The sequence below is a fragment of the Microcoleus sp. w2-18bC1 genome (assembly GCF_036700365.1).
Lineage (GTDB): Bacteria > Cyanobacteriota > Cyanobacteriia > Cyanobacteriales > Microcoleaceae > Microcoleus.
Genome location: NZ_JAUBOS010000073.1, coordinates 1 through 15,247 on the forward strand (window position 1 = coordinate 1; position 15,247 = coordinate 15,247).

General features: G+C 41.6%; 10 protein-coding genes and 1 pseudogene. 5 read left to right on the forward strand and 6 right to left on the reverse strand.

The window, feature by feature from the left end; genetic code table 11:
* Positions 1-88 precede the first annotated feature (88 nt).
* Positions 89-409 (forward strand): annotated as a pseudogene (locus QT979_RS24845) (Uma2 family endonuclease); the annotation flags it as partial.
* 329 nt (positions 410-738) lie between these two features.
* On the opposite strand, the gene QT979_RS24850 reads toward QT979_RS24845, so the two are convergent.
* The 3 genes from QT979_RS24850 to QT979_RS24860 form a co-directional block, all read right to left on the reverse strand.
* Complete coding sequence (locus QT979_RS24850) at positions 739-1,914, reverse strand: AI-2E family transporter (RefSeq protein ID WP_333311977.1); 1,176 nt, start codon at positions 1,912-1,914, stop codon at positions 739-741.
* A gap of 178 nt (positions 1,915-2,092) precedes the next feature.
* Positions 2,093-2,710 carry a Uma2 family endonuclease gene (locus QT979_RS24855; RefSeq protein WP_333311978.1) on the reverse strand — a complete coding sequence of 206 codons (618 nt, stop codon included), beginning with the start codon at positions 2,708-2,710 and terminating at the stop codon, positions 2,093-2,095.
* A 105-nt stretch (positions 2,711-2,815) separates the two neighbouring features.
* Positions 2,816-3,004 carry a hypothetical protein gene (locus QT979_RS24860; protein WP_333201030.1) on the reverse strand — a complete coding sequence of 63 codons (189 nt, stop codon included), beginning with the start codon at positions 3,002-3,004 and terminating at the stop codon, positions 2,816-2,818.
* A 141-nt stretch (positions 3,005-3,145) separates the two neighbouring features.
* On the opposite strand from QT979_RS24860, the gene QT979_RS24865 reads away from it, so the two are divergent.
* From QT979_RS24865 to QT979_RS24880, 4 genes are all read left to right on the forward strand, one after another.
* Entirely contained in the window at positions 3,146-3,733 is a 588-nt protein-coding gene (locus QT979_RS24865) for a Uma2 family endonuclease (RefSeq protein WP_333311979.1), read from the forward strand.
* A 109-nt stretch (positions 3,734-3,842) separates the two neighbouring features.
* Positions 3,843-5,162, forward strand: a complete 1,320-nt coding sequence (locus QT979_RS24870; protein WP_333311980.1) for a methyltransferase domain-containing protein — start codon at positions 3,843-3,845, stop codon at positions 5,160-5,162.
* A gap of 114 nt (positions 5,163-5,276) precedes the next feature.
* The gene (locus QT979_RS24875) at positions 5,277-5,792 is read left to right on the forward strand and encodes a type IV pilin-like G/H family protein (protein ID WP_333311981.1); all 516 of its coding nucleotides are present in this window, start codon (positions 5,277-5,279) and stop codon (positions 5,790-5,792) included.
* A 109-nt stretch (positions 5,793-5,901) separates the two neighbouring features.
* Entirely contained in the window at positions 5,902-8,139 is a 2,238-nt protein-coding gene (locus QT979_RS24880; RefSeq protein WP_333311982.1) for an O-linked N-acetylglucosamine transferase family protein, read from the forward strand.
* Positions 8,140-8,199: 60 nt separating this feature from the next.
* On the opposite strand, the gene QT979_RS24885 is transcribed toward QT979_RS24880, so the two are convergent.
* The 3 genes from QT979_RS24885 to QT979_RS24895 form a co-directional block, all read right to left on the reverse strand.
* On the reverse strand, positions 8,200-9,540 hold the full coding sequence (locus QT979_RS24885; protein WP_333311983.1) for a hypothetical protein: 1,341 nt from the start codon (positions 9,538-9,540) through the stop codon (positions 8,200-8,202).
* A 274-nt stretch (positions 9,541-9,814) separates the two neighbouring features.
* Positions 9,815-11,131 carry a hypothetical protein gene (locus QT979_RS24890; protein WP_333311984.1) on the reverse strand — a complete coding sequence of 439 codons (1,317 nt, stop codon included), beginning with the start codon at positions 11,129-11,131 and terminating at the stop codon, positions 9,815-9,817.
* Between the two features lie 53 nt (positions 11,132-11,184).
* On the reverse strand, positions 11,185-15,228 hold the full coding sequence (locus QT979_RS24895; protein WP_333311985.1) for a methyltransferase domain-containing protein: 4,044 nt from the start codon (positions 15,226-15,228) through the stop codon (positions 11,185-11,187).
* Positions 15,229-15,247: the final 19 nt, after the last annotated feature.

The window sequence follows — 15,247 nt, forward strand, 5'->3', positions numbered from 1 at the left end:
CTAAAATCTAAAATCTAAAATCTAAAATCTAAAATCTAAAATCTAAAATCTAAAATCTAAAATCTAAAATCTAAAATGGTATGAGCTATCTGGTTACGAACCGGATGCGATCGCTTTGGACAGGCAAGGAACGGACAGCGAACCGAGATGAAATAAGGAATCTATCATTACAATGGGTAGTTCTGTCCGGCTAATTGTCGAAGGTGTCAGTACCAATTGGCGTGATGATTATGGCTACAAATTGGTGGATTACGAAGCTTTGGGCATTTCTGAATACTGGATTGCGGACTATTTGGGACTTGGCGGCAGACGCTATATTGGCAACCCCAAACAACCTACTTTTTCTGTTCACCATTTAGTTGACGGTGAGTATCAAGTCAGTCAATCGATTTTAGATTTTAGATTTTAGATTTTAGATTTACCCCACGGATAAATGCGGGGGTTTGAGGATTTTCGATTTTCGATTTTGGATTTATTCCACGGATAAATCCGGGGGCTTGTACCCTCAAGAAATTCTTGGTCAGTTTCGGGGGAGTGATAGGGTTGTGTCACCCACATTTGGGCAGTTGAATTTGAGTGTTCAACAGATTTTTAGTGCCGGCAAAGATACAGTAGAAAAGGCGAGGCTTGAAGATAGTTAGTTGAGGGTATTTGTACCACATTTTTCCTCAGTTGGTAGTGAATACTTCTGTCCTATAACTGGGAATGAATCAGGAGTGAAGTTATTATGAACCTTAACTATTGATTTTCAGGAGCCTCATTTTCAGCATGATCGGGGATGTCTGGTTTCTGTTCTGGTAAATATTTTTCTGGCAGGCTTTCGGCGACTCCTAGAGATTCATGTTTTTCATGGATAGCAGAATCGATTGCTGCTAAGGTTTTAGGGCTGGCACTCCACTGGTTTAGAATATCTTTAATGAGGGCTTCCCTAATCCAAACTTGAGCTACAACGGTGAGGGGGAGGGCTAGCAATAAGCCTAAAAATCCAAAGAAGGTGGCGAAGAATACTTGAGCTATTAATGTTACTGCTGGCAGCAGTGATACTTGCTGTGCCATGACGTAGGGGGTGAGGACGTTGCTTTCAAACTGTTGAATTAGAAAGTAAAGGATTAGGACAAAACCTGATTGTAAGGGAGAATCTAAAAGTGCGATCGTCATTGGGGGGATGACGCTCAAAGTGGGGCCTATATTGGGAATTAGGTTAAGAAATCCTGCTACTACAGCGTGAGCTAGCGGTAGGGGGACTTGCAAGACCGACAAACCAATTAAGCTCAAAAAAGCAATCACACTCATGCTAATGAGAGCGCCGATGACCCATCGACCGAGAGCTATTTCGCATTCATCTAAGATGCCATCGACTCGTCGCCGATAAAAAGATGGAAATAGTTGGATGAATGCTTTGCGGTAAGATAGAGGTTCTGCTAATGTCATCAATGTCAAAGCTATGACTAGCAAAAAGCTTAGAATAACGCCTAATGTGTTACCGACAAAGGCTCCTGCACCGCCAACGAGTTGGTTGAATAAAGGTTGCAGTTGTTGCATGATGTCGTTAACATCAAGATTGGGCAGCCGCTGGCCAAATTGTCCAGAAAAACGACCTTCAAATTGATCTATCCACTGATTTAATCTTTCTATTCCTTGAGGGGCTCTTTGGGTAAGTTGTTGAAACTGTTGGGTAAAGGGCGGTACAATTATCAGGAATAAGCCTACGAATACGAGGATTAGGAAGCTAACTGATAAGAGTACGGCGATCGATCTTTTGAGTCCGAATTTTTGTAAGTAGCGTGCTAGTCTGTTTAAGGCGGTGGCTAAGACGACGGCCGCAAACAGCAGCAGTAGGGCCTGCCTGATTTGCCACAAAATGTAACAAGATGCGATGAGGGCTAATAAGCCCATCCACTGTCCTAGCTTCATTAGATTTTAGGTTTTAGATTTTAGATTTTAGATTGAGGAATAGGGTATGGGAATTACTGCTTGCTAATTGCTCTGCAGCCCAGAAGCGATAAATCGCATCTCTATAAGATACCTTAGATGCGGGCGATCGCATCTTTCATCAGATACCCCTACTCGGACATCAGTATAAGCAGCCTCCTCAATTCCTTTTGGCGAACACCTGCTGCGCTGTCAGCTTCAGTTCCGGGAAAGTTGGGGACTCAATACCCTCGCCGCTTCTGAAAAGTTTGACTTGGTATTCGCCGTCAATTAGTTGGTAAACCGAAAAGGTTGGTTGCTTGGGGTTGCCGATGAACCGTCTGCCGCCCAATCCTAGATAGTCTATAATCCAATATTCTTGAATACCCATTGATTCATAGGCCTCAAGCTTTAGGGCATAATCATCACCCCAATTAGTGCTAGTTACCTCGACGATTAGGGGGACTGATGAACCCATTGTGATAATTGATGATTTTTCCCATCGCGGCTCGTTTCCAATGGTTTGTTCGTTAAGTACAATAATATCTGGTTCATACCCGGATTCCTCGCGCATGGGTTTGATGACGCATTCTTTGGGGATGAAGTAGGGCAAATTGAGACGCTCAATCTCTATTCCGACTTTCAGTGCGGTAAAACCGGCCACTTTAGAATGTTTGCCTGTTGCTTTTGGCATCTCAACAATTTCTCCATTGTGCAGTTCGTAGCGGTGTTCTGAATTTTCAGGGTACCAGTCAATGAATTCATCGAATGTTACTAATTCAGGTATGATTTGAATCATGGTGAGTGCCTCAACTTTGCTTGTGATAAGCTGTACGGGGAATTAAGATTTTGGCAAAAACATAGTCTTTAGACCAAGTAGCGATCGCACTTTTTGATGGCGTCTCTACTGCTGCTGTTGGCGCGATCGCCAGCCCAGGATCGCAGCTAAGATGATACTCGGGGTAAAGACGGCGATGAGGGCGTTGAGGTCGGTTGAGGGTATGGATAAGCTAGGCCCTGCGTACTTGATGGCTAGGGAAAGGGCGGCGGAAAAGGTGAATACTTTGAGGATGGGGCTGATGTTGGTGTTCATGGAGGAGGTCGTTGGTTGTATAATTAGGCATTGAGATTATTATCGCAAGTATTGTGTTGCGGCTGCGATCGCGCCTTAGAGTTTTTAACAGGAAAGAGGCGATGAATGTTGTTTTAAACCCCGAACTTGATTGAGGTTCTCATGATGACACAGACACTTTTACAGCCACTAGACCAACGGTTTATTCAGTCCGGGATTAGCTGGGAACATTTCAAGCTAATTGAACAGGGATTTTCAGACTCCCCTGGGACGAGGTTGTTTTATTACAGAGGAGAGGTAGAAATCTTGGCAGTTTCCCCAGAACACGAATTTTTCAGTCGGACAATTTGTACGCTGCTGTCTATCTATTGTGCCGAAAATGAAATTGAGTTTGCACCTACGGGAAGCTTTACCCAAGAAAAGGAAGGGGTAGTATCTGCACAAGCTGATGAATCTTATTTTATTGGGAGACGCATAACCTCAAATTCCCCCCCAGATTTATGTATCGAAGTAGTCTTCACTAGCGGTACTGTCAAAAAATTGCAGCGCTATCGAGCACTAGGAGTTGCTGAAGTGTGGTTCTGGGAGGATGGTGTATTGGCTATGTATCGCTTGGGTTCTGAGGGTTATGAAAAAATTTCTTCAAGTGTGGTTTTGCCAGCTTTAGATATTAATTTACTGTGTCGCTGCTTGCTGATGACTTCGAGTGTGGAAGCGATGAGGGAGTTTAGGAGGGGAATTTCTGGTTAGGGCAGGCGTTTCAGACTATTATTATTGCAAGTATGTGTTGCGGCCCGGTGGGCGATCGGCTATTTTCTGAGATACTAAGATAATTTGCCAGCGTTGAGTGTAATTAAAAATGGATCACCAAAATTTAGAGTTAATAGAAAATATTCGACAGCAATTTGACAATACTCCTTATCCCAGAACCCCGCTGGAAGAATCTCCAAAAGACAAGAGTGAATTGCTCTACCTTCATAGTCTTGTAACTGCTTACTACTTCAGAAATAGAAGAGTTATTAATACAGAAGGTAAAGTTATCCTGGATGCGGGATGCGGCACCGGTTATAAATCCTTGGTTTTAGCTATAGCCAATCCGGGAGCGAAAATAGTAGGCATCGATTTATCAGAACAATCGGTGAAACTAGCTGAGCAACGTTTACAGTATCATGGGGTTGCTAATGCAGAGTTTTATGCTTTGAAGATAGAAGAGTTACCAATTTTAGGGTTACAGTTTGACTATATCAATGCTGACGACGTTCTGTATATCTTGCCCGACCCTGTTGCTGGATTGCAAGCGATGAAATCAGTTCTGGCGACCGATGGAATCATCCGCACAAATCTTCACAGTTCAAATGGTAGAGCCGGAGTATTTCGCGGTCAAGCTGCTTTTAAAGCAATGGGATTAATGAATGGATGTCCAGGAGAATTGGAGGTGGAAATAGTCCGGCAAACAATGGAAGCATTACAAGATCAAGTAGGGCTTAAGGCATTAACCTGGAATTCCGATCGCGTGAAGGATGAGGGATGGATTATGGTTAACTATTTATTCGTGGGTGATAAAGGTTTTACCATTCCTGAAGTGTTTGCAATGTTGAGAGGTGCTGATTTAGAGTTTATCAGTATGGTGGATTGGCGTCGGTGGGAGTTGATGGATTTGTTCAAAGATCCAGATGATTTGCCTCCGTTTTGGGCGATGAGTCTCCCAGAAACTTCTGTGGAAGAGCGACTGTATTTATTTGACTTGTTACATCCCGTGCACCGTTTATTTGATTTCTGGTGTGGCAATCCCGATCAAACTCAGGCTTTTGTGCCCGTTGCGGAATGGACGGAGGCTCAATGGCGGGAAGCACGGGTACACCTGCACCCTCAACTGAGGACTTCTCAGGTGAGGGAAGACTTGAATAATTGCATTGACAGCCAGACGCCGTTTGAGATTAGCCGTTATATTATTGTGCCAACTCTAGCGCCGGTGTCCATCGACAGTACAATCGCGGCTTGCTTGCTACCTCTGTGGGAGGGGCCGCAGTCTGTGGTGTCCCTAGTAGAACAGTGGCTCCAAATCGGCTCGCAGATCGGTGTTAACCTAGAGTCTGTTAGTGATGAGACTGCCTTTGAGGAAGTCAAGGAACTGTTTATTAGGCTGGAAGTCTTTCTGTATGTGCTTTTGGAGCCTTAGAGCCACAAGTTTAGAAAAAAAATAGTTTGGGGTGATATTAAAGCGCTGGTAACTGGGTAAGTTACATATAAGAGTTAGAAATCGAGCATCCCACCCCTCAAGGAGAAAAGACTTATGAAGACTGAATTTAAAGCCAAGTTCCTGCAACACATCAACAAAAGAAGACAGGATCAAGGTTTCACACTGATTGAACTGCTAGTTGTTATCATCATCATCGGTATTTTGTCTGCTATTGCTTTGCCTTCCTTCCTCAGCCAAGCAAACAAAGCCAAGCAGTCAGAAGCTAAACAGTACCTCAGCTCAATCAACAAAGGTCAGCAAGCATACTTCGCAGAAAATACCAAATTTGCAGACCAGATTACGAATTTGGGTATTGGGCTGAAAACTCAAACCAGCAACTATACATACAACATAGGAGTGCCAGCAGGCGGAGCTACCTCTGGTGCAACCCCGGCTACTAACAGTCCTCTGAGATCTTATGCTGGGGCTGTGGGATTAGTTACAGCCGGAGAAGCAAAAAGCACGCAGAGCATACTTTGTGAGGGTGGTGCGGGATTAGCTCCGACAGCCCTTGCACCCGATGGTTCTGCTGCGCCTACCTGCGGCACCATGACAGAAGTTACTAAGTAAGTGTTTAATTCAACAAGCTACGCTTGTTGAGAAACAATAAAAAGCGGGTGGTGTCGCGTGTGCTGCCCGCTTTATTGCGTCCAATCAAATTCTTGTATGAATTTGCCCTATGATTTCTAATGATTTATTAGCTCTTGCTCCTGATTGGCAGCAGCAAGCACACCAATGTTTACTTCAAGGAAATTACATTAAAGCGGCATTGCTTTATGAACAAGCGATTGTAGCAGAACCCAGTGTTAAGTCTCACTACTGGCACTTAGGATTGATGTTGCTGTTGCAAGAACAAGAAGTGGAAGCTCAGACCACTTGGCTGCTGGGAATGAGCGAGGGAGAGCCAGAAGAAATAGATTTCTGGACAGAAGAATTGATAGAGGTTCTGCACGCCGAAGCAGAGCGGCGCAGGTGGGAAGTGGGCGATTATGCAGTAGCTTGGGCAATTCGGCAGCACATACGGGAAATCAATCCTAACGATGTTAATAACCTCCTGCATTTGATTGGACTGTCCACTTTGCAAAGCTCCTACACAGGAGAGCAACTAAAAGATTTAGGCGTGTTAGAGATTCTGAAGTCTGAATCGAATATCGCAGTAGATTCTGAGCTATTACTACAAGTATTGAGCAATGTTTTAACTCAGGCTCCTTTCGACCCCTCATCCTATGAATTAACAGAAGCGTGCCTATTTTATGTCAAAGAATCCAGAGATTTGATGGAGGTTTTGATTCCGTTTATTTATAAAATAGCTTACTCCGCTAAGCAATATCAACTGGCAATACGTTTCACTGAGCTAGGGTTGCGTTTAGAGCCTCTTCATCCAGAATTACTGCGCTCTTTGTCTGCTTTTTATCAAGACAATAGTGAATTTAGTAAAGGAATAGAATCGGCGAAATTGTGTTATTCAGTCATGGAAACTTTGGCTGATAAAATTTATGCAAATATGTTGATCATGCGGTCATTGATGAGCGCAGGGGGGTATTGGGAAGAATTTTGTTCAGCATTAGAGTTGCAGAGGTCCTTGTTAGCATCGTTGCTTGAAGAACAACCGAATTCACTGGATTCAAGTGCCACAATTCGCTTATTTGCTTCGGTTTTTTTCTTCCCATATTTTCAGGATAAAGCCCATGAAAATGCACAAATTCGCCTTCAATTAGCTCAATTGTGTCAATTAAATATTGAAAATTATGCCAAAGAAAAGGTAGAAGAATGTCGCCAATGGCGGGGGCGGATTTTGAAAGCAGATGCTCCTACTAAACGATTGAAGATTGGATATATTTCCCATTGTTTCCGCAGTCATTCTGTGGGTTGGTTAGCACGGTGGGTTTTTCAGTACCATGACCGGGAACATTTTGAAATCAACGCTTATATGATTGGCGCAGAAATGAGCCAGGGCCAGTTACATGAATGGTACATTAGCAAAGCTGACAAAGCTTATAAATTAGGATTAGACGGTCAAGAAGCGGCTCAGAAAATTTATGAGGATGAGATTGACATTTTGGTCGATCTCGATAGCATTACACTTACTACTTCCTGCGAAACGATGGCGATTAAGCCAGCACCAGTTCAAGTAGGTTGGCTCGGTTGGGATGCGTCGAGTGTGCCAACTATTGATTACTATCTTGCCGATCCTTATGTTTTACCGGAGTCTGCTCAGCAATACTACACGGAAAAAATTTGGCGCTTACCTCAAACTTACATAGCAGTAGATGGTTTTGAGGTGGGGGTGCCAACTCTCCGGCGGGATGAATTAGGTATCTCTGAGGATGCAGTTATATATCTCAGCACTCAGAGAGGGTATAAATATAACCCGAATACTGCACGGCTGCAAATGCAAATTATCAAATCTGTACCGAATAGCTACTTTTTAATTAAAGGTTTGGCGGATCAAGAATCACTGAAAAACTTCTTTATCCAAGTTGCAGAATCAGAGGGGGTGTCGGGCGATCGCCTGCAATTTTTACCCTTAGCTCCTTCTGAGCAAATTCACCGCGCTAATTTAGGGATTGCTGACGTGGTACTCGATACTTACCCCTACAACGGAGCCACAACCACTATGGAAACCCTGTGGATTGGCGTTCCTTTAGTGACGCGAGTGGGGGAGCAGTTTGCTGCGCGCAACAGCTACACGATGATGATGAATGCTGGTATTTCCGAAGGGATTGCTTGGACGGATGAAGAGTATGTAGAATGGGGAATTCGCTTAGGAAAAGATGCGGCTCTGCGACAGCAAATATCTTGGAAACTGCGGCAGTCACGACAAACCGCTCCGCTGTGGAATGGCAAGCAATTTACGCGAGAGATGGAGAAAGCATACGAGCAGATGTGGCAGATCTATCGGGACAAAAATCATTAATGGTGCTGATCCGAGTGAGTAGTTTGTGCAGCGATTTGCTGCACAAATTCCCTCGATTCATCAGTAACTCTCCTTCATAAAACGGTCTAGTTCTAATGAGGGAATGTTTTCCGCTGTTGCGTGAGCCATTGCCTTTATATTCTCATTCTCCAATACAATTCGACCGTGAAGTCGAGGGATCAAAGCTGACCACTGAATTTCGCTCAACTGTCCAATCAGTGAAATTTCTGGGCCGTCGGAAACATCTAAATCTTCTTCCATTAAAAGATTCATCGCCACGCCTGATAAAGCCAGAGTAGCATCTTCGTCAGCAATATTGCTGTTGTCTACTAAGAGAGTCATCTTACTTTTGTCTCCATGAGTGGCGATCGCCCTTACCACTCGTTCCAATTCTAAACCAAGAGACTCTTCTGGCTGCGACCAATCTGGAAAAACAATTAGGTTAATTTCTCTCAATTTCATCGACAGCGACAAGGCTACTGACCCGCCTTCATTTTCGTGGCATTTCTCCATTTGCGGAGTGTAGGAGCCGAGCATTTCCAGAAAACGCAAAGCTGTAGGAACAGGAGCGTAATTTTCAATAGCCCACTGCCGACCTTCTATAGAGATTTTCTCTAAAATTCCTGGGTCATCAGCAATCCGATCGACAGTATCTTGCATATTGTCTAGATCGATTCCTATATAGTGTCGCCAGTTTTCGGGCATTACTGGCAGTTTAACTCCATACTTATCAAAATCTACGTGAAACGTTACGCACCCAGCCGCCAATGACTCCCAAAAACGCCAACTGTCCCACCATTCTACGATTGGTTCTCCTGTCAAATAGCTGGAGGTAACAACACCCCCAAAGCACGCACAAGCCGCAGATTCCTTCAAACGCTGGTAGTAACTTGGATAGTGGCGTTGACCTGTTTGCTTCCACTGCAAGTAATGGTAACTGTCTGAGGGAGATTTCTCAAAATCCTCAGTGATATCATCCGGCGGTATAATATGTTGAATCAATGGCAAGAATTGTTCGCAAACAATCTGCCTTATGGGATTGTCTAATATCATCACTCCACTGTCAACCCATAAATAACCCTGGCGAACTTTCATCACAGTGTTAGTGTATCTCAATCGCCGATGGTCGTTGCGGAAGTTGACAAGTAAGCGTCTTTTTTTGTTCTGAATTTTTTCAATTTCGCTAGTCTCTCGAAGGATGCGGTTAGAAAGCCCAAAAACCCACGTTAAACAGTTTGAAGGCTCTATAGATTTGCTGTTGCAGTGAGTTCTAAATCTAAAATCGAAGTTCTCTAACTCGGAATTCCAGATGGTAAAACCATCCATGTCATCTAGATAGACCGTGACATATTTGCGTTCGGATTGAAATAATTCTTCAGGAAAAGATCTCGAGTTTATCATCCATCTGAAGTCCAAAATCACAATTGAGCAATCGCGATGACTCACACTTGGGTCATAACAGAAAAGATATTCTTCTGTGCCGGGCGCAATCTTCCAATGATTGATGTTTGAATAAAAGGGTATTCCCAGCTCTTTAAAGCCTTCCGCTAAACATATGCTTAAAGGTGAATAGACTCCTTCACAGCAATAGAAAAATATAGGTCTGTCCAAAGTTGGTTTGAGAGGGAGTGGGGATTTTGACATATCACTGTTCATAGTAATCATAGTTATAAAATTATTGCGTAGCCTTTATCTCTAAACAGTCCAGTAGATAAGATGGGATTTCCTCATATCCTGCGGCTGCGATCGCCTGTATATTCTCATTCTCCAATACAATTCGACCGTAAATTCGAGCCTTCAAACCTGACCACTGGATTTCGCTCAATTGTCCAATGAGTAAAATTTCTGGTCCATCCGAAACATCTAAATCTTGTGTCATCAACAGATTGAGCGCCACGCTGGATAAAGCAAGATTAGCATCTTCGTCAGAAATATTGCTGCTGTCTACCAGCAGAGTGATCTTATTCTTGTCTGGATGAATTGCGATCGCCTTTAGTACTCTTTCTAATTCTAAAGTTAAAGACTCTTCCGGTGCTGACCAATCTGGGAAAACAATCACATTTATCTCGCTTAAACTAAAATTTAGAGTCGTATAATTTTCCTGTAAATTGCTATTTTCCGTGGAACATTTTTCAGTATTTATATGCTGCAAAAAACCCCTTATAGCGTCAGAATGGTGACTATTAACTTCCCATTCCCTGCTTTCCCTAAAAATACTTTCTCCGTTAAAGTAATCTTTAATATATTTTTTAGTTTGCCACCCCTGAAAGTGAATCATATTAAACTTAATTGCTCGATTCAATTCCAGATGTTTACAAAAAGGCTGATCTTCAACAAAATAAATGTTCTTCCTTCCCTCTCGCATTTCAAACCCTTCACATACATTAATATTGTGATCGTTTTTTGAATTATTAGTAATGTTTGAGATTTCACCTATACTAAAACTTTCTCGGTTAGCAAAGAAATAAAATGCCGACATATCAGAGACATTAGGGAATTTTTCTTGGATGGGTTGATATATCAAAGGGTCTTTGTACATTTCCAATAGGAAACTACAAAAACTGTCTAAAACATTTAGATTGTTAATAAAATTATAATGGGGACTTTGCCTCTGAGACAAAGTGAGGTCACAATTGGCAAAATTTTTCTGTTCTTCTGTGACGTTAGCGTATAACATAACGTCTGAATCTATGTGTAGACATTGGTGTATATTTCTAGATTGCATTAATTTTTTAAGAACAAACCATCTTTGAAAGCAAAATAGTTCCCATTTTATACCGTTTATACTACGATGTTGATAAGAACTGTTAAATTCTTGAAACTCATTAGCATAATCCCAAAAGTTTTCATAATCAAAAAAACTGTAATGTTTCTCTATACAGTCTCCCAACCAAATAACAGGTGATTCTGGATTAGTTTTTTTGGCTTGAGCCAAACAATACAAAATATAATCACTGTTTCCTACATGCAGTACAATAATAGGTAAACCCATCACTTTGCTTCCTTATTATTTTGATATTTTTATTGAGTTTAGTAGCAAAATGACTAAAACTCAAAACTATTTATTTCATGGAGGGGAACGATCGGAGTTTTTGCCTGCCTATTTTCCCTGTATTTGTTGAAAGCAAGAATAGACTCTGTATTCTCATTTTCTAAGCTAATATTAGCACTAATGTAAGGAATAAAAGCTCTCCACTGAATTTCGCTCAAACTTCCAATCAGTGAAATTTCTGGACCGTCAGAAACATCTAAGTCTTCTTCCATTAAAAGATTCATCGCCACGCTTGATAAAGCCAGATTAGCATCTTCGTCAGAAATATTGCTCGTGTCTACTAAGAGAGTCATCTTACTTTTGTCTGGATGAGTTGCGATGGCCCTTACCACTCGTTCTATATCTACGCCCAAAGATTCTTCCGGTTGCGTCCAATCGGGAAAAACAATTAGATTAATCTCTTTCAAGTTTAAACGCACTAGAGTTTCGTCAATCAGCACTGAACTAACCGTTTTCGCCATTTTTGACCAAGAGAACTTTTTAGCTTGTTCCAACCCAGCCGCAATTAATGAGTTGCGAACCTTCGGTTTTTGGATCTCGCAAAGTGCATCTGTTAACCCCTCAACATCCTCATCATTCACATATAAAGCTGCTTCTCCGGCCACTTCAGGAATCGAGGCATTAGGACAAGTGATAACGGGACAACCGCAGGAAATAGCTTCTAGCACAGGTAAACCAAATCCTTCATACTTGGATGGATAAACCAATGCAACAGCACCCGCATAAGCTAATCTCAACTCCTCGTCATTTAGCTGAAGCTTATGAACTACAGTACCTAAAGTGAAATTTCTCAATTCTCCTTCTAATACAACTCCACTCCCCGTACATACTATTTCAAAGCCTTGTTTGCTGGCAAGTTGAGCAAAAGCTTTGAAGAACAAGATACTATTTTTATAATCCGCAGCCCCACCTACTGAAATAAAGTAGGGTTTTGAGATCCCATACTTATTTTTAAAACCCTTAATATCTTCTTGACTAGCCGGTGAAAAAAGACTTTGAACTCCACAATGAGCTACAGTTACAGACTTAGAGGCAATTTCTGGAAAAAACTTTGCTAAGTCACTGGCTGTGTTTTCTGAAATAGCAATATAAGCAGAAGCATGGCGGATAGCATGATGTTTCTCCCTCCACATTGATTCATTCAAATTTGCTCCCAGCACTTCGGGAATCATGTCATAGGCCATGAATACAGAGGGAGTGGATAAAGGTGTTGTGTAGTAAGTGGATATAAATAAGTCTGCACCATTTTCATCACATACTTGCTGTAACATTTCCCGGTCAGCATCAGTTTTACTGTAGTCATAAGCAGGCACGGTGCAATACCTAATTCCCGCAATTTTTGGCGAGGTTCCCACCCGATCCAATACTATTATATGCTTAGCCCAACCATTTTCCGCCCATTCTTCTAGTAGTGACCTCCAAACGCGGGCAATTCCTGTTCTGTACAGTTGAAAAAATACACCGTCAACCAGTATTGTTAACCCGCTTTGCGAGTCGCCGTCCTCTTCTATTTCCGCAGGCTGTATCTTTGCTTCTTGTTGAAGATGAGTAATTTTGCTAACAGCTTTTAAGAAGTCATTCTGTAAAAGCGACACCTTATTAACCGCTGCTAATCCTCCTTTTGCCAATTGTTGAAATACATCGTCAGGTAATTCTTTTTCTGTTAGTAAATGCAAAGATGAACCATTCGAGTAAAAATTGAGATTAAACTTGGCAGCAAGGATTGAAAGAGATTTAGCTGTGTAAAGAGAAACGTGCTGACCTTCGTGAAGCACATAGTACCACCACTCATCAGGTTTAGGATGGCTTTCTGGCAGCAATTCTGTACTAAATAAAATATTTCTGGAATTTTTTAACAATTTTTCCAGCTCATATATGGGGTGAACCAGATGCTCAAATACTTCAAATGCCGTCACTAATTCAAATTGGTTATTTGCGGCTGCGTCAATCTCAAATCCTTGAGCAAATATATTTTGACAAAACTTGTCTAGCCAGTAAAAGTCAAATCCCGCATCTCTCATCAGCCTGACAAATAGACCGTAGCCACCTCCGTAGTCCAGAAATCTTGTTTGATGATTAAAAAAGTTAAATAATAAACTTTGGGTGATTTTTGAAAATGACAAATTTCTGAACGCTAAGCCAACATCGCTGCTTGCTATTGGTTGAGAATAGGCTTCGTCTAGCCAGTATGGTTCTTCGGTTTGAACAAATCCGCAGTTTGAACATTGAAAATAATCAACATCATATTTACCCATAACTTTACCCTTGGCCAAATGATGTGAATCTGATTCGCAAACTTTGCATTTCATCGGTATAGCGTTGAGTAACTTCGGAATTTGAGGCAGTAAATCTTGATAATTCCATTCTTGTAAACTTAGCTGCGTGATGTCGGGTATATAGTAATGAGGCATCCCATCTCTAGGATTATCCTTCATATATTTTTGAACTTTTTCTTTTCTTTGAGATTCACTGTTAACTAACAAATCTAAGTGATATACACCCAGTTCCCCAGAAGTTATTATAACTCGCTGTTTTAGACCATGAATCACCCAATGAATTTGTCCAGTGTAAAAAATATCTTTGTCATATCTATAAAGGCGACATCCCATATCGGGAAAATGAGGCTCGCTATTAACGTAATATTTTTTACTGAATGGACTAATCCACTTTCTGGTAATCAAAAAGTGATCGGTATCTAACTGAGTACCATTAGCTTTTACATAACGTAAAAACTCCAGAGTTTTCCGGTCAATAAATTCATCTGCATCGATAATAAAAACCCAATCAGTCTTAACTTCTTTCAAAGACACGTTCCGCTGGTCAGAAAAATTGCCTGTCCAAGCTGAGTTTATAACTTTGGCTCCATAGCGCAAGGCAATTTCGCAGGTGGAGTCGGTACTGCCACCGTCAACAACTATTAGCTCGTCATAAACACCGTCAAGAGATTCGAGGGCAATCTCCAAAGTTTTTTCAGCGTTTTGAACAATCATGCAAACCGAAAGACTTTGCATTGGCGACCCTGAAAACTCACTGCTGACCTGAACAGGCTTATGATGATAAACCTGATTTTTGGTTGGCGCGAAAGAAGGATTATGGTCATTTTTAAATTGAGTTTTGCGTTGTTCACCGAGGCTTGTTATTGATTTTTCTGAAATATTTTCTCTCTTCTTATTTTCTGGTTTTTCCAGCACTGCAAGAAGACCGTTGTTAGCAAATTGAGTTCTGCCCGGATAAAGTTTTTCTAAAGTTTGTTGAGTATTGTTATCAATTTGGATTAAACCAATAGGTTCTAGCCGCTTTACTATGAATAAGCTTTGGTTGATAAATTCCACATAATCTTCAGTAAAAAAACGATTAATGTGGGGAGAGTTGTACACATAATGTGCGATAGCATCTGCCGTTTCCTTATCAGTATGCTGATACAAGTAACGGCATAGCTCTGGGGGTCTCATCAGTAAATGTCCCCACGGCGGAATCGGAGAATTCTGAAAGTTGAAAGTTTTTCCCTGGTTAGGTTCAGTTATGGGGGGTAAGTGATGGCCGTCATGAGCTGACCAAATGGGTGTAAATATAGAAAATAGCTGACCTCCGGGCTTCAGAGCCAAAAACATTTTTTCTAAAGCTAAAGGAAATTTATGGATGTGTTCAAAAGCAGCGATTGAGAAAATTAAATCGTATTTTTGGTAGTACGCGGGAGGTAATTCTTCGATGTAGCCCGCAAAAAAGTTATAATTACTCAGCTCTCTATCGGTAAAACCACAAGCAGAATAGTCTACTTTACCAAGCTTAGAGCCTTCAGCAGCACTGGCAACTCTATCTAGGTAAACTTCAAAATCTGGGGCTTCTAGGGCCGACCACGATTTAACATTTAGATAATCTAGTACAAACTCTTTAGGTAAGCTTCCTCCTACTTCGAGAACATCCTTACCTTTAAATCCCACCATTTGTTGACACGAGTGAGCAAAGGGAACGTGATAGCTGAGGTTGAACTTTGCTTGACACTCTGAGATATTAGATTCAGTTAATTTTTGGGTCATCTATTAACCTCCGTTCCTA